The organism is Rhizobium sp. YTUHZ045 (genome assembly GCF_051124255.1).
Taxonomy (GTDB): domain Bacteria; phylum Pseudomonadota; class Alphaproteobacteria; order Rhizobiales; family Rhizobiaceae; genus Rhizobium.
Genome location: NZ_CP101432.1, coordinates 4,475,065 through 4,491,315, shown reverse-complemented (window position 1 = coordinate 4,491,315; position 16,251 = coordinate 4,475,065). Strand labels below are relative to the sequence as shown.

Below are 16,251 nucleotides of genomic sequence, written 5' to 3'. Positions count from 1 at the left end.
TCGGTTCTGGATTCCCAAATCAGCAGATTTGTGATTCATGATGGATGCTGGAATGGAGGCCAGCATCCATGACGCGACCCTATTCGAATGATCTTCGCGAGCGAGTCGTTGCAGCGGTTGTGGACGGTCAGAGCTGCCGGGTGGTGGCGGAGCGGTTCGACATAGCTGTCTCATCCGTGGTGAAGTGGTCACAGCGTTATCGGGCCACCGGCAGTGTGTCACCGGGCAAGATGGGCGGCCATCGCCGACGTGTGCTGGAGCCGCACCGCGCCTTCATCGTCGAGCAGATCGAGCAGACATCGCATCTGACGCTACATCGGCTGAAGGATGAGTTGGCCGCCCGTGGCGTGAGCGTCTCCCACAATGCCATCTGGCAGTTCATGCGCCGCGAGGGCTTGAGCTTTAAAAAAAACGCTGTTCGCCCTTGAGCAGGGCCGCGCCGACATTGCCCGGCGCAGAGCCCGCTGGAAAGCCTGGCAAGACCGCTTCGATCCGAAGCGGCTCGTCTTTATCGACGAGACCTGGATCCGCACCAACATGGCGCCGTTACGCGGGTGGGGGCCGAGGGGCAAAAGATTGCGCGGCTTTGCCCCGCATGGCCGCTGGCGCACCCTGACCTTCCTCGGCGCCCTACGCTGCGACAAGCTCACTGCGCCCTGCGTCTTTGACGGTCCCATCAATGGCGAATGCTTTCACGCCTATGTCCGCCAGCAGTTGATCCCGACCCTCAAACCTGGCGACATCGTCATCCTCGATAATCTCGGCTCTCACAAAGCCAAAGCCATCCGCGACGCCATCAGGGCCGTCGGCGCCAGGCTCTGGTTCCTGCCAAAATATTCCCCCGACCTTAATCCGATCGAACAAGCCTTCGCCAAGATCAAGCACTGGATGCGCCAAGCCCAAAAGCGAACCATCGAGGAAACCTGGCGCCATCTGGGCTTACTCGCCGACACCATCAAGCCAGAGGAATGCGCCAACTACTTCTCAAATGCGGGCTATGCTTCCGTCAAAACATGAAAGGCTCTAGCTCTCGCGCTCCAAATTATCGGGCATTCTTTGCGAAATGCTGAGCGACACAGGCTGACATAAAGGCAAGGGCCAGCATGGCAAGGGTGAAGACAACGACAGCTGCCCAGCCCTCGACCGCGAAGAACCAGCCACCGGCCGAGCCCATCAGGCTGGAGCCGACGTAATAGGCCAGCATGTAGATGGAAGAAGCGTGCCCCTTGTTGCCAAAGGCAAGCTTGCCGACAAGGCCGCTGGCGATGGAATGGCTCATGAAGAAGCCGGCGGTCAGCACGATGATACCGAGGATGATCGACGGCAGCGCGGCTAAGAGCGTCAATGCGCTACCGGCAGCCGTCAGCGCGAAGCCGAAGAGCAGCACGGGAAAGTGACCGATCCGGTCTCCCAGCAGCCCGCCGGTCGAGGCGGCGCCGATGCCGAAGACATAGACGGTGAAGATCAAGCCGAGTTCGGTCTGATTGAGCCGATAAGGCGGCGCCACGAGGCGGTAACCGGCGTAATTGTAGATTGTCACGAAGGAGCCCATCGCCAGGAAGGCGATGGCGAAGAGGAAGGGTAGCGCCGGATTTCTAAGATGGCTAAGCCAGGCTTTCGCGTAGAAACGCGGATCGAAACCCGGCCGGCGAACGAAATTCCTTGAGGGCGGCAGAAGGGCGATGAAGCCGATCGCCGCGGCAAGACCGATGGCGCCGACGAGGAAGAGCGCCGGGCGCCAGCCAAAATATTCGGCGAAGATGCCGGTGAGCACGCGGCCCGACATGCCGCCGAAAGCCGTGCCGCCGACATAGAGGCCCATGGTGGCACCAAGGCCGCGCGGATCGATTTCTTCGGCAAGATAGGCCATGGCGACGGCCGGCACGCCGCCGAGGACGAGGCCCTGCAGGGCGCGGATGACGAGCAGCAGGTGCCAATTCGAGGCGAAAGCCGTGGCAATTGTCAGTACTGCCGCGCCAACCAGCGATATCGACATCAGGCTGCGGCGGCCCAGCCCCTCCGCAACGGCGGCGGCACAGACAATGGCAAGCGCGAGAAAGCCGGTGGAAAGCGACAGCGACAGCGAGCTTTCGACCGGGCTGACGGAAAACTCCTGCGAGAAGACCGGCAGCAGCGGCTGCACACAGTAGAGCAGCGAGAAGGTGGAAAAACCGGAGAGAAAGAGCGCCAGGCTGGCGCGGCGATAAGCGCCTGTGCCGCGCGTCAGGTAATGCTTTTCTCGTGCGATCACGGTCTTCACGCTTTGCGCTGCCGGCGGCATATCTTCATCCTGGCGGGTCTTCGAACTCATGTGTTAACCCGCCGGATCCCAATAGGGCGGATCGCCGAAGCTCTTCCTCAAGTGATCGGCGATGGCGCGAAGCTTGGCGGATGGATTTCGACCTTCCGGATGGGCCATATAGATGAATTCGGCCTCCGGCCTGTGACCGACATCGATTTCGGCAAGCCGGCCCTCGCGGATGGCCGGGCCGGCGATGAAGGCCGGCAGCAGCGCGATGCCGAGACCGGCAATCGCGGCATCGCGCATCATGTCGCCATTGTTGATGCCGAGCGCCAGTTTGGCGCGGACGGCGACCGCCCCCTCCGGCGTCTGGAAGCGCCAATCGGCGACGCCGCGGTTGGTGTAGAAGACGCCGCGATGGCGGTTCAGGTCGGCAAGCGACGATGGCGTTCCCTCGCGGGCGAGATAATCCGGCGAAGCGCAGAGAAGACGGCGGCTGCGGGTGAGCTTCCAGGCGATCAGCCTGCTGTCGGCGATCGGGCCATTGCGGATGATGGCGTCGTAGCCGTCCGAGGCCGCATCGACGCGGCGGTCATCGATGTCGAGCGTCAACTCGATATCGGGATGATCGGCAAGAAAGGGGTAGAGCGCCGGGCCGAGATGCATGCGGCCGAACGTGACCGGGGCGGCGATGCGGATCGGGCCGGACAGCGTGCCGCGCCGCTCGGCCATATCGGCGGCGGCCTCGTCAATTTCACGCACGATGCGCGCGGCGCGCCGCAGAAATGCAGCTCCGTCCTCCGTCAAGGTGAGCTTGCGTGTCGTTCGGTGCAGCAGGACGCCGCCCAAGGACTTCTCCAATTCCGCCAATCTTTCGCTGACGACGGATTTGGAGAGCCGCAGCCGCCTGGCCGCCTCGCTGACCGAGCCTGCCTCCGTCACGGCGACGAAAGCCGCGATGCCTTCTATCCTGATCATCGTTCGGTATTTCCGAATTCCAGTTCCTCAATCTGGAGACTAATCCGAACGAAAAGAAAATGCCACCTTCTGATCAACGAAACGGACGGCAAGGGCCGCCTCGGATCAACCACAGGAGATGCAACCATGAACCGCTTGAATAACAAGGTCGCAATCGTTACCGGCGCAAGCTCCGGCATCGGCCGCGTCACGGCAAAGCTCTTTGCCGCCGAAGGTGCCAAGGTCGTCGTCGGCGCGCGCCGCGAGCGCGAACTCGACAGCCTCGTCGCAGAGATCGAGGCCGAGGGCGGCAAGGCTATTGCCGTTGCCGGCGACGTCCGCTCGGAAGATTATCATAAAGCGCTGGTGGCCGCCGCGATGACGAATTACGGCAAGCTCGACATCGCCTTCAACAACGCGGGCATCATCGGCGAAGCCGGTCCGAGCACCGGTGTCTCGGAAGCAGGCTTCAGCGAGGCGCTGGCCGTCAATCTCACAGCATCCTTTCTCGCTGCCAAACATCAGATCGGCGCGATGGCAGAAAATGGCGGCGGCTCGGTGATCTTCACCTCGACCTTCGTCGGCTACAGCTTCGCCTTTCCCGGCGTTGCCGCCTATGCCGCCAGCAAATCCGGCCTGATCGGGCTGATGCTGGCTCTCGCCGCCGAGTTCGGACCGCAGGGCGTGCGCGTCAACGCCATTCTGCCGGGCGCCGTCGATACCGACATGTACCGCGATGTGAACGATACAGCAGACAAGCAGGCTGCCATCACCGCTATGCATGCGCTGAAGCGCGTCGCGACACCTGATGAAGTCGCACGCTCGGTTCTCTACCTCGCCTCCGATGATGCGAGCTTCGTCACCGGCACGGCCTCGCTGGTCGACGGCGGCATTTCGATCACTCGCACCTGAGATGGTGGGGCGATTATTCGCTGCGGCTACACAGCGTTTGATTGCCGAGACCAGCCCCTCATCCGGCTGCCGCCACCTTCTCCCCGCTCGCGGGGCGAAGGGACATGCCGCACCCTCCCCGTTCCCACCTCGCTCTCACAGGGCACGTCCCCTCGCCCCGTTTACGGGGAGAGGGTTAGGGTGAGGGGCATCGGCGCAACCGGTCAGCGATGCGCAACCCGCGCGATTGCATGTTCTGCGCCAAAGGCTTAGGGTCAAGATCAATCAGAAAAAGGCGACGGGTAGAAGGCCATGGCTCTCAGCGGCAAACGCATCCTCCTCATCATCTCGGGCGGCATCGCCGCCTATAAGAGCCTGGATCTGATCCGCCGGCTGCGGGAGCGCGGCGCAAGCGTGCGTCCGATCATGACCAAAGGCGCGCAGGAATTCGTCACGCCGCTGGCCGTCGGGGCACTAGCGGCTGACCATGTCTTTGTCGATCTGTTTTCGCGCCAGGACGAACAGGATGTCGGCCATATCAGGCTGGCGCGCGACTGCGATCTCGTGCTGATTGCCCCCGCCAGCGCCGATCTTATGGCGAAAATGGCGAACGGTCTTGCCGACGATCTCGCCTCGACCGTGCTACTGGCGACGGACAGGCCGGTGCTGGCCGCGCCGGCGATGAACCCTCGCATGTGGGCGCATCCCGCGACGCGGCGCAATGCGGCGACGCTGAGAGCCGACGGCGTGCGTTTCATCGGGCCAATGGCCGGCGAGATGGCGGAGAGCCGCGAGGCCGGGCTCGGCCGGATGGCGGAGCCGCTGGAGATCGTCGCGGCCGCCGAAACCCTGCTCGACGACGGAGAAAAGCCGCTGAAAGGACACAAGGCGATCGTCACATCAGGACCGACCCATGAGCCGATCGACCCGGTGCGCTACATCGCCAACCGTTCCTCCGGCCGGCAGGGACACTCGATCGCCGCAGCGCTGGCGAGGCTCGGGGCCGACGTGACGCTCGTCTCCGGGCCGGTGACGATCGCCGATCCGGTCGGCGTCAATGTCGTCCATGTCGAGCGGGCGGAGGAAATGCGCGATGCGGTGCTGGCGGCGCTGCCGGCCGATATCGCCGTGATGGTGGCGGCGGTGGCGGACTGGCGCGTGGCGTCCGCCGCCGACCAGAAACTGAAGAAACATCCGGGCGAATCCATTCCGACGCTGGCGCTGACCGAGAACCCCGACATATTGAAAACGCTGGGACATCACACGATGCGGCCGAGGCTGGTGATCGGCTTTGCCGCCGAGACCCAGGACGTGGAAAGCAATGCCAAGGCGAAGCTCGAGCGAAAGGGCGCCGACCTGATCGTCGCCAATGACGTTTCTGCTGCGACGGGCATCATGGGCGGCAGCCGCAACAGGGTCAAACTCATTCGCCACGACGGTGTCGAGCAATGGCCAGACCTGACGAAGGAAGAGGTCGCCGAAAGGCTGGCGGCGCTGATCGCCCAACGCTTCCACGCATAGTCCCCTCGAAAATCGATCCCGTTTTTCGGAAGGGATTATGCCGAGATAGCCATGCGTTGCGATTTGGTCTTGCTCGGCTTTTCCGGCCGAAATTCCGCGACATTGATACCGTCTCTGCCGACGATGACGGCGCTGCCGTCGGGAATCTCCGCCCAGGCGTCGACGTCGTCGTTCAAGGGTTCCGAGACGAGGCAGTAGCCGGCACCGACGGGCGAGGCGTAGAGCGTCGGCGCCTTGCGATCCGTGGCATAGCGGATCGCATAGAGCGACTTGCCGTCGGAGAAGGCGGCGGTAAAGCGCAGCAGGATCGAGCCGGTGATGCTTTCGGCGAGATCTTCGACGAAGCCGATCATATCAGCCATCGCGGCGACCGGCGCCTCGCGCAGGCCGAACTGCAGCGCCAGCAGGAACATCAGCTCGGAATCGGTCGTGCCGCTGCGGGCATTGAACAGTTCGTCATCAAGCATCGCCTCCATCGGCCGACGCAGACGCTCGAAGCCCGATATCTGGCCGTTGTGCATGAATGACCAGGTCTCATGCGTGAAGGGATGGCAATTGTCGCGGCGGGTGCCGCCGCCGGTGGCGGCACGGACATGGGCGAGGAAGAGCGGCGAGCGGATCTGCCGCGCCAGGCTCTTCAGATTGCAATCCGACCAAGCCGGCAGGATGTCGCGGTAGCGGCCGGGCTCCGGCCTGTCGCCATACCAGGCGATGCCAAAGCCGTCGCCATTGGTCGCGGTCTTGGCACGAGTGGCGCAATGGGACTGCTCGATCAGCGAATGGGCCGGCGAGGATACCAGCTCCTCGAGGTAGAGAGGGTCTCCGCGATAGGCTGCCCAGCGACACATGGCTCTTTTGCTCCGGAACCCGCGGCATCGGCGGGCATGCTCTAAATTGTCGAACGCCACGGCTAATAACAGCTTAACGCGCGACTGATTTGCAGGCCGATCATGACGGTTTGGTGACCGAGTGGAACTTCAAATTCGGCGAAAACCTGTGTTCTTTTGTGAACGCGGGTCCGCCCCGAGTGGATGTCTCGAGTGCAATTTCTTCTTGCATCTGGCGCGAATCGTCCTACCTTTTCCCTATCAGCAACAGAAAGAAAGGAAGGTGATCCAATGTCTAATGAGATTTCGGACCTCGTATCGGGCATGGAAGAGGTGATGAAAGCGAGGCAGCCCTCGCTCTAAGACCCGCCTTCCTGGGGCTGCTTTGACAGTCCAGGCCAGTTCGAGGCCAAACTCATGGAAAGGGTCGCCGAGGCGGCCCTTTTTTATTGCCCGCCTCCCAACATTGACAAAAGACGGCAATTCTTCTACTCATAAAGTCATCTGATGACTTTATGAGTAGAAGATGCAGGCGCTCAGCAAGACCAATCTCGCCGATGGAGCGATCGAGGCAATTCGCAGCGACATTGTCGGCAAGCGCTGGGCGGTCGGCGACAAGCTGCCGAACGAGGCATCGCTGTCGGCCACGCTCTCCGTCAGCCGCGGCACGGTGCGCGAGGCGGTGCGGGTGCTTGTCTCCCAAGGTTATCTCGAAACGCGGCAGGGATCAGGCACCTATGTGCGCTCGACCAGCGACGCCGGCCGGCCGCTGACCATGGCGCGGCGCGCCAGCCTGCGCGATCAGTTCGAAGCGCGCTGCGCCCTCGATGTCGAGGCGGCACGACTGACGGCGATGCGCAAGACGCCGCAGGTGATAGCCGAGCTGCGCCGGCTGCTGAACGAACGCGGCAGTTACGCCGGCGGCGATGAAACCGCCTTCATCGAACGGGACCTCGCCTTTCACAAGGCGGTCATCGCTGCTTCCGGCAATTGGGCGATGATCGAAATCTACGATTTCTTCTCGGCCTCGATCGCCGACACCATTGCGGCGACGCTCGGCAAGGATATTCCCGAACCCGACATGCAGGCGCATGTCGATATTGTCGATGCGATCGAAACCGGCGATCCCGATCAGGCGGATGCGGCGGTGCGCCGCTTCATGGCCCCCGTTCTTGCCGCACTCGATCGAATGATCCTGTCATGAGCACGCCTGCTAACAATGCCGCCGTCACGCTTGACGTGGCCGACGAATTGCTGATCGATGCCGAGGCTGCCAGCCTTCCCGCCCTAGAGGCGACGCCGGTGCGGGATGGAGCAGCCAGTTTGCTGCTCGGCGCGAGCCTCGTGCTCATCGCTTTCAACCTGCGCCCAGTCTTTTCGAGCGCCTCGGCACTCCTGCCTGAGATCCGTACCGAGCTCGGCTTGAGCGCGCTCGGCGCCAGCCTGCTGACGACGCTGCCGGTCGTCTGCCTCGGCGTCTTCTCGCCGCTTGCGCCGCGTCTTGCCCAGCGCATCGGTTCGGAGCGCACACTGCTCGGCGTTCTCCTATTGCTCGCCCTCGGCACCGCCTTACGTGGGCTTTCCTCCTTGCCGCTGCTCTTCATCGGCACGGCCCTTGCCGGTGCCTGCATCGCCGTCGGCAACGTGCTGCTGCCGGGACTGGTGAAGCGGGACTTCCCCACGCGCGCCGCGCTGATGACCGGCTTTTATACGATGGCGCTCTGCGCAGGTGCTGCCAGTGCGGCGGGGCTGACGCTGCCGATCGAGCATGCGCTCGGCGGCTCTCTGAACGGCGCGCTCGCTGCCTGGGCGCTGCCGGCGCTCGCCGTCGGCCTGATCTGGCTGCCGCAGGTCCTTCGCGGCGGCGCCGGAGGAAGGCGAAACGGCTTTCGCGTCAAAGGCCTCTGGCGGGACCGGCTCGCCTGGCAGGTCACGCTGTTCATGGGGCTGCAATCGGCTCTGGCCTATTGCGTCTTCGGCTGGCTCGTTCCGATCCTGCGCGAACGCGGCCTCGACGGCGTCACGGCCGGAGCGATCGTTTCGCTCTCGGTCATGGTGCAGGCGGCGTCCTGCCTTGTCGTGCCGCATGTCGCCGTGCGCGGCCGGGATCAGCGATGGATCAATGCCGGCCTCTGCGGCGTCGCCGTCATCGCCCTGCTCGGGCTGCTCTTTGCCCCGCTTTCGAGCGTCTGGCTGTGGGCGGTGCTGCAAGGCATCGGCCAGGGCGGGCTGATCGCGGCCGCCATGACTACGATCGTGTTGCGCTCGCGCGATCCCGATGTTGCCGCCCATCTCTCCGGCATGGCGCAATGCGTCGGCTATCTCCTCGCCGCCATCGGGCCGCTGATCGTCGGCCTGATCCGCAGCTGGACCGGCAGCTTTTCCTGGTGTGCGGCTCTCTTCATCGCACTCGGGCTCGGGGCCTCGATCAACGGCTGGAAGGCCGGCCGGGCGCTGGAAGTGAATGTGCACGCGGTCGAGAAACTCTGAGCGGCCCTGCACCTCACCGGCCCATCACCATCTCTTGATGCCGGTCGTCAGACGCGGATGCTGCGCTATCTCAGCCTGCATTCGCGGGAGGACAAAACGTTGCGCCTACGAACCCTGATTCTGCTGACCGCCCTCGTGCCATCGCTCTGGCCTGCCCTTTCCCCGGCGCAGGAAAGCGGCGGGCGCCAGGCCAATGTCGAGCGCAGCGCGCGCGACGGCGTGCTGAAGCTGCTGCCGGCCGACTCCGTCACCGAGCACGAGCTGACGGTCGACGGCCGGAAGATCGCCTATACGGCGACCGCCGGCACGCTCGATCTGTTCGGTCAGGACGGAGCACAGACCGGCGCGATCTTCTACACCGCCTATGTTGCCAGGGGCGGCGGGCCGGATCGGCCGCTGACCTTTGTCTTCAACGGCGGGCCGGGCGCGGCCTCCGCCTTTCTGCATCTCGGGCTGGTCGGGCCCAAAGTGCTCGATTTCGGGCTTCAGGCACGCGACGGCGCCCATGCGAAACTCGTCGATAACGAGCATAGCTGGCTCGACTTTACCGATCTCGTGCTGATCGATCCGATCGGCACCGGCTGGAGCCGGACGGCGAAGGCCGACGATGCCGCCAACTATTACAACGTCAACTCGGATGCCCAGAGCATCGCCAAGGCGATCGCGCTCTATGTCGCGCATAACAACCGTTCCAACTCGCCGAAATATCTGCTCGGCGAAAGCTACGGCGGCTTTCGCGCCGCCAAGGTCGCCTCCACCCTGCAGGAAAGCCAGGGCATTGTCGTTGCCGGCGCCGTGATGCTCTCGCCGCTGCTGGAAGGGCAGCTGATGTTCGATGCCGACCAGTTCGCGCTCGGTGCGGCACTCGAGCTGCCGTCGTTGGCTGCGGCCGAACTCGACCGGCAAAATGGCTTTACCGAGGAGAAGCAGAGGGAAGCGGAGCGTTTCGCGCTTGGCGATTATTTGACGACGCTCGCCGGCCCGCCGCCGACCGGCGCCGATGCTGCAGCCTTCTATGGCAGGATCGCCGGGCTAACCGGCATTCCGCAGGATATCATCGCCCGCAACCGCGGCTTCCCAGGCAATTCCTTCGTCAAGCACTCGGACGACGGTGGTCAGGTGACAAGCCCCTACGATGCGTCCTTCGCGGCGCCCGATCCCTATCCGGAATCGGATTACGATCGCGGCGACGACGCCATCCTGGACGGCTTCACCCGCGCCTATGGCGGCGCCTTCGCCGATTATGCCCGCAACGAGCTCGGCTTCAAAACCGAAATGACCTATTCGCTGCTTGACAGCGACATCAGCCGGCGCTGGGAATGGGGCGGCGGCCGCGGCGGATCACGCTTCCAGGCAAGCGCCACCGACGACATCAGGCAACTGCTCGCCTCGAACGCGGCCTTCCATCTGCTGATCGCGCATGGCTACAGCGATCTGGTGACACCGTACAGCGTCAGCCGCTATGTGGTCGACCACCTGCCGCCGTCGCTCGCAGGTGGCCGCGTCGGGCTGAAGCTCTATCATGGCGGCCATATGTTCTACACGCAAGCCGATCAACGGGCCGCCTTCACGGCCGATGCCAAGGCCTTCTATGCCGCACGCCCGGCCGCACAGCCGGCGGATTGAGGAGTTGCCGATGCATATAACGGGAGGATGTCATTGCGGCGCAATCCGCTATCAGGCGGAGATCGATCCGGAACGCATCTCGATCTGCCACTGCACCGATTGCCAGCGATTGACGGGCTCGGCCTATCGCGTCACCGCGCCGGCGCAACCGGAAAGCTTCACGCTCATTTCCGGCGAGCCGCACATGTATACGAAACATGGCGACAGCGGCGCCCTCAGCCGGCAATTCTTCTGTCCGAATTGCGGATCGCCACTCTACCGCACGGATGGCGAAGGCCGCGCGATCGGCATCCGCGTCGGTAGCATCGACCAGCGGCGAGACCTGACGCCGAAGAAACAGATATGGTGCCGGTCGGCTCTGCCGTGGGTGGCGAATATCGAGCCGCTGCCGCGGTTCGACAGCGAGGCTAACGGAGCCAAGATCCTTAGGACCTGACTAATGGAGGGGGTTAGGCCGCATTCGGTCATCGGCCGCTTTGTCAGCGCGTTGAGTTGCCGGGCCGCCATGTTGATGGGCCGCCTGTGGCGACGGCGCAAGCCAAAGACCACCCCGGTCGAGCGCCGTCAATTGACTTCCACTGGGCATCCCAGAACTGGGTGGCGTCAATTCCAGTGTTGCGCGAACACCCAAAAAGAGAACCCGTCAATATTGCTGTGATCTTAGCTCGAACTGGCTAAGTGCATCTAAGATCAATTTATAGTATATGGAAGATGAGGGGATAATCGCGCATACGGCGCGGAAGGTTGCCACAGTACTCAGTGGATTTCCTCTGAATTTTACATCCTCGTATTGCATTTTTTTGGACGTAGGCTTCAGAGAAGCTATCATAGCAGCCTTAGATGCGGACTTTAGTCGTAACGCGTATAGGGACTTTAGTCTTAATACCCTCCAACTGTGAATGAGCTAGTTCTCTCGATCGACCACAATCGCAGTCGATCGAGAGCTCTAGGTTCAATACGCAAGAGGGTGGGTCCGGGGATGCAGTTCGGCATCCGGGCTCTGTGACCCTCTGCGAGCTAGAGCGGCTCATTGCTTATCGGAATCGGTTCTGGATTCCCAAATCAGCAGATTTGTGATTCATGATGGATGCTGGAATGGAGGCCAGCATCCATGACGCGACCCTATTCGAATGATCTTCGCGAGCGAGTCGTTGCAGCGGTTGTGGACGGTCAGAGCTGCCGGGTGGTGGCGGAGCGGTTCGACATAGCTGTCTCATCCGTGGTGAAGTGGTCACAGCGTTATCGGGCCACCGGCAGTGTGTCACCGGGCAAGATGGGCGGCCATCGCCGACGTGTGCTGGAGCCGCACCGCGCCTTCATCGTCGAGCAGATCGAGCAGACATCGCATCTGACGCTACATCGGCTGAAGGATGAGTTGGCCGCCCGTGGCGTGAGCGTCTCCCACAATGCCATCTGGCAGTTCATGCGCCGCGAGGGCTTGAGCTTTAAAAAAAACGCTGTTCGCCCTTGAGCAGGGCCGCGCCGACATTGCCCGGCGCAGAGCCCGCTGGAAAGCCTGGCAAGACCGCTTCGATCCGAAGCGGCTCGTCTTTATCGACGAGACCTGGATCCGCACCAACATGGCGCCGTTACGCGGGTGGGGGCCGAGGGGCAAAAGATTGCGCGGCTTTGCCCCGCATGGCCGCTGGCGCACCCTGACCTTCCTCGGCGCCCTACGCTGCGACAAGCTCACTGCGCCCTGCGTCTTTGACGGTCCCATCAATGGCGAATGCTTTCACGCCTATGTCCGCCAGCAGTTGATCCCGACCCTCAAACCTGGCGACATCGTCATCCTCGATAATCTCGGCTCTCACAAAGCCAAAGCCATCCGCGACGCCATCAGGGCCGTCGGCGCCAGGCTCTGGTTCCTGCCAAAATATTCCCCCGACCTTAATCCGATCGAACAAGCCTTCGCCAAGATCAAGCACTGGATGCGCCAGGCCCAAAAGCGAACCATCGAGGAAACCTGGCGCCATCTGGGCTTACTCGCCGACACCATCAAGCCAGAGGAATGCGCCAACTACTTCTCAAATGCGGGCTATGCTTCCGTCAAAACATGAAAGGCTCTAGCCGAGGGAGAAGCTCCATGGCACTCGATATCACAACTCAAGATCTCATCATCGACGAAACCGCTGGTTTGCAGGACGACGACGTCAACCCGGCACTTCCGCCACACGACAATGCGACGGTGCAATATCTATTGAGCCGCGACGCTGCCGGCGGGCTGACCACGCCGGAGGTCGCCTACCAGAGCAATTTCGTCGTGGCCTCGGCGAACGCCGGGGAAACCATCAGCGCGGTCGTTCTCACCCAGAACTCTTCCGGGACCCCATACTCCACCACGGTCGGGGTCAACAGCAACATTCGCACCGTCGATGGCAATTATGTCTGGCTGTTCCAGGATCCGAACCATGCAAACGTCGTAATCGGCGTCATCGGCACCACCAACCCCCTCACTGCGCCCGCCGCAACCGGGCCGCTCGCCTTCTCGCTGGCGCTCCTCAGCACCAGCGCCACCAATGCCGACCTCTACACGGTCCAGTACGTGCCGTTGCTCCATCCCGATGCGACCAATGCCGACGACCGCATCGATCTGACCAACAAGGTGTTTGCGTCGGTTACGGCAACCTCGGTGGTCAATTTCAGCCAGCTTGGCGACGCTCCGTCCGGGCATAACAACTGGTATATTCTCGACGCCGACGCAGCCAGCCCGCAGAAGATCCTCGTCACCGCTCACGACGGTGGCGTGCAGGCGGAAGTCAACGTCAGCACGCAGGGCCTCGGTGTCGCATCGCAGGACGTGCGGTTCGGCCGCGAGCTCCAGATCGACCTGATCACCGGCGGCACCCAGAGCGCGGGCAAGGATTTCACCAACACGCCAACCGCGCCCGACTACGGCTCTCACATCGAGAACGTCTTCAGCGCCGGCTTCTCGGTCTCGCAGTCGACGCCAACCGGCACCGTCGCCGACATCGAGATCCACGCTTATAACAATGACGACAATGTCGAAGGCGCTGCCTTCCCCACAGACGATAACGATACCGAGATCAACATCACCGGCGTGACATTCAAGCTGAACGGCGTCACAAAAACAGCCGCTGAGCTCGGTATCACGGTCAATCTCAGCGGAACCGGACTGATCCTCGAGAATGTCGGAGAGGGCGTGACGATCGATTTCACGACCGCGGGCGGAGCTGGCGGAACCTTCGACCGATTTACCATCAAGAATATCGACACCGAGAAAGACTTCTTCGATGTGAAGGAGGTGCACTTCAGCGGTGCTGTGGGCAACGCCTACAATGAAGAAGTCGGGTCGTTCATCAACTTCGACGATGATGGGCCCAGCATCACGGCAACCGGCACCCCGCCGCAACTGACAGTCGACGAGACCACCCTGGCGGATAATGCCAGCGCCGACTTCTCGACCTTCTTCACCTCGAATGCCGGGGCCGACGGGGGCGCCGCCACCGCCATCACTTATGCGCTCGGCATCAATCAGGGCAACAGCGGCCTCACCGATACCGCAACCGGTCAAGCCGTGCTGCTCTCCCTCGAAAGCGGCAACGTGGTCGGGCGCGCCGGTGTCGGTGGACCTGTCGTCTTCATCGTCAGCGTCAGCGCTGCCGGCATCGTCACCCTCGACCAGCAACGGGCAATCGTCCATACCAATACCAGCAATCCGGACGACAGCACCACCCTGGCGGCCGCTAACCTCGTCACCCTGACCGCCACCATCACCGACCGTGACGGCGATCACGTGCCGGCCACCCACAATATCGGCCAGAACCTCACCTTCAAGGATGACGGACCGACGATCACGGCAGCCGCCACTGCACCGCAAGTGACAGTCGACGAGACCGATCTGGGGACGAACGGCACCGGCAACTTCGCCACCGCCTTCACCTCGAGTGCCGGCGCCGACGGGGGTGCAATCGGCGGAGCCATCTCCTATACGCTCGACATCAACGTGAACAACAATGTCAGCGGCCTTACCGACACCGAAACCGGCGCGTCCGTGCTGCTCTTCAAGGACGGCAGCAATGTAGTCGGGCGCGCCGGTGTCGGCGGTCCTGTCGTCTTCACTGTCAGCGTCAGCGCTGCCGGCGTCGTCACCCTCGACCAGGACAGGGCGGTCATCCATGACAATGCTAGCAACCCGGACGACAGCCGAACCCTTGCGGCCGCCGATCTCGTCACCCTGACCGCCACCATCACCGACGGTGACGGCGATCACGCCCTGGCAACCCGCAATATCGGCCAGAACCTCAACTTCGAGGATGACGGGCCGACAATCACCAAGCCGTTCGACGGCAACCCAGCTCTGGCAGGCATTCAGCATGAGACCCTGGTCAACACGCTCAACGCATCGGCCAGCGGTGCCTTCGGCTACAATATCGGCGCGGATGTCCACCCGGCCGCGTTCTATGCAACCGGCTCCGACTTCGTCGACCAGGATAGCGTGACGAACGGCGTCCAGATCGGACTGACCGGCACCATCACCGGCGGCGGCGGCGGCAGCCTCCTCAGCTCGAATGTGACGCTCGCCTCGGAGAGCCTGACCTCCGCGACGTTCAACTTCACCTTCACCTATGACAAGGATCCGGCGGCCGGCAACCAGGTTGGCACGGCGGGCGGCACTCTCGTTTTCGACAAGGCGCTCGACACGTATACAATACAACTGACGGACCCGCTCGAAGGCTTCAGCTTCGACGTGCTCCACACCAGTGAGCTCCTGTCCAAGGAGCCAACGGGCAATACCGGCCACCCGCAGATCGTATTGGAACGGCTGCAGGCGGATGACGCGAACACGCCGGCTGACGAAGACTTCTACGTGCAGTTCACCGGCAACCTGATCGACAGGTCGCATCCGTTCAGCCTGACCACCAATGGCGAGGGGTCATCCAATGACTCCACCTTCACCCCCGACGCTCACGAGATGGTCAGCAACACCAACGAAACCTGGGTCTCAGCAACACAGAGCACCAACGGTGTTGCCGGCGACACGATCCAGAAAGACGAACTGCTCACCTTGCGGTTCTTCAACAGCAATGTGGGCATTGCCAACGAGGACCTCGCCCTCACCCCGACGGCGACCGCCGGCGCGATGGCCATCAAGTTTGACGGCATCGGCAACAGCGAAGACCTGATGTTGATCCTCAACCTGATCGACACGAACGGCGCCGACAATATCGCAGGCAACGGCGACGACAATGCGACGATCACCCGGGCCATGTATGTGTCGAACGCCGACATCTACAAGACCGGCCAGGTCCCAGCGCCCTATAATACCGAGTTCACGCTCGACAATAATGACGGCCTCGTGATCGTCGAGCAGAACGACTACAACGCCGCCGGTGAAGACTACGTGTTGCAGGGTGCGCAAATCATGCAGTCGGGCAATGGGATCACCGGCACCGCTGCGGCGATCGACCTCAACAGGGTGACTGGCGCCAATGGCGGCAGCAATGCGACGTCAAGTCTGGTCGACTTCGACGCCACCGATAACGACGTGCTGAAGATCACCGATATCGGCTTTACCTCGACCGTGACCCAGACACCGGATGCCAATCTCGACTTCGCCTTCAATGTGGTGGACGCCGATGGCGATCAGACAGCGATGCAGCACATCCTAGTCGACATCGCCTGATAACTGACGAGGAGGGGGCAGCCATGGCTGCCCCCCACTGTCTTTGCATG

The 16,251-nt window shown here is 62.6% G+C and carries 12 protein-coding genes; 9 read left to right on the top strand and 3 right to left on the bottom strand.

The features are described from left to right. The first annotated feature begins 68 nt into the window (after nt 1-68). Nucleotides 69-1,017, top strand: a protein-coding gene (locus tag NMA58_RS21965) for an IS630-like element ISRel6 family transposase (protein ID WP_434710177.1) whose coding sequence is annotated in 2 segments (ribosomal slippage) — nt 69-404 and nt 406-1,017 — 948 coding nt in all. Because the reading frame shifts where the segments join, the coding sequence is not laid out codon by codon here. Nucleotides 1,018-1,042: 25 nt separating this feature from the next. Here the strand turns inward: NMA58_RS21965 and NMA58_RS21960 are convergent. Together NMA58_RS21960 and NMA58_RS21955 are read right to left on the bottom strand one after the other, a co-directional pair. Beyond that, a complete protein-coding gene (locus NMA58_RS21960) occupies nt 1,043-2,281 on the bottom strand; it encodes an MFS transporter (protein ID WP_434713465.1) in 1,239 nt (412 codons plus the stop codon). Between the two features lie 33 nt (nt 2,282-2,314). Then, entirely contained in the window at nt 2,315-3,220 is a 906-nt protein-coding gene (locus tag NMA58_RS21955) for a LysR family transcriptional regulator (protein ID WP_183700567.1), read from the bottom strand. Nucleotides 3,221-3,346: 126 nt separating this feature from the next. Here NMA58_RS21955 and NMA58_RS21950 point away from each other — a divergent pair, with 126 nt between their 5' ends. Both NMA58_RS21950 and coaBC read left to right on the top strand, forming a co-directional pair. Beyond that, nucleotides 3,347-4,111 carry an SDR family oxidoreductase gene (locus NMA58_RS21950; protein WP_430958212.1) on the top strand — a complete coding sequence of 255 codons (765 nt, stop codon included), beginning with the start codon at nt 3,347-3,349 and terminating at the stop codon, nt 4,109-4,111. A 291-nt stretch (nt 4,112-4,402) separates the two neighbouring features. Next, nucleotides 4,403-5,611, top strand: a complete 1,209-nt coding sequence (coaBC, locus tag NMA58_RS21945; RefSeq protein WP_430958211.1) for a bifunctional phosphopantothenoylcysteine decarboxylase/phosphopantothenate--cysteine ligase CoaBC — start codon at nt 4,403-4,405, stop codon at nt 5,609-5,611. 35 nt (nt 5,612-5,646) lie between these two features. Here the strand turns inward: coaBC and NMA58_RS21940 are convergent, their stop codons facing one another. Then, nucleotides 5,647-6,459, bottom strand: coding sequence for a class II glutamine amidotransferase (locus NMA58_RS21940; RefSeq protein WP_430958210.1), 813 nt, complete (start codon nt 6,457-6,459; stop codon nt 5,647-5,649). A gap of 505 nt (nt 6,460-6,964) precedes the next feature. Between NMA58_RS21940 and NMA58_RS21935 the strand changes: the two genes are divergently transcribed. The 6 genes from NMA58_RS21935 to NMA58_RS21910 all read left to right on the top strand — a co-directional run bounded on the left by NMA58_RS21935 (nt 6,965) and on the right by NMA58_RS21910 (nt 16,201). Beyond that, complete coding sequence (locus tag NMA58_RS21935; protein WP_434711909.1) at nt 6,965-7,642, top strand: FadR/GntR family transcriptional regulator; 678 nt, start codon at nt 6,965-6,967, stop codon at nt 7,640-7,642. Continuing rightward, complete coding sequence (locus NMA58_RS21930) at nt 7,639-8,928, top strand: CynX/NimT family MFS transporter (RefSeq protein ID WP_430958208.1); 1,290 nt, start codon at nt 7,639-7,641, stop codon at nt 8,926-8,928. The genes NMA58_RS21935 and NMA58_RS21930 overlap by 4 nt, the downstream gene beginning before the upstream one ends. Nucleotides 8,929-9,027: 99 nt before the next feature. Beyond that, nucleotides 9,028-10,554, top strand: a complete 1,527-nt coding sequence (locus tag NMA58_RS21925) for a S10 family peptidase (protein ID WP_434711908.1) — start codon at nt 9,028-9,030, stop codon at nt 10,552-10,554. A 10-nt stretch (nt 10,555-10,564) separates the two neighbouring features. Beyond that, nucleotides 10,565-10,990, top strand: a complete 426-nt coding sequence (locus NMA58_RS21920; RefSeq protein WP_434711907.1) for a GFA family protein — start codon at nt 10,565-10,567, stop codon at nt 10,988-10,990. A 675-nt stretch (nt 10,991-11,665) separates the two neighbouring features. Continuing rightward, nucleotides 11,666-12,614, top strand: a protein-coding gene (locus NMA58_RS21915) for an IS630-like element ISRel6 family transposase (protein ID WP_434710177.1) whose coding sequence is annotated in 2 segments (ribosomal slippage) — nt 11,666-12,001 and nt 12,003-12,614 — 948 coding nt in all. Because the reading frame shifts where the segments join, the coding sequence is not laid out codon by codon here. 26 nt (nt 12,615-12,640) lie between these two features. Next, the gene (locus NMA58_RS21910; RefSeq protein WP_434711906.1) at nt 12,641-16,201 is read left to right on the top strand and encodes a DUF5801 repeats-in-toxin domain-containing protein; all 3,561 of its coding nucleotides are present in this window, start codon (nt 12,641-12,643) and stop codon (nt 16,199-16,201) included. Nucleotides 16,202-16,251 lie beyond the last annotated feature (50 nt).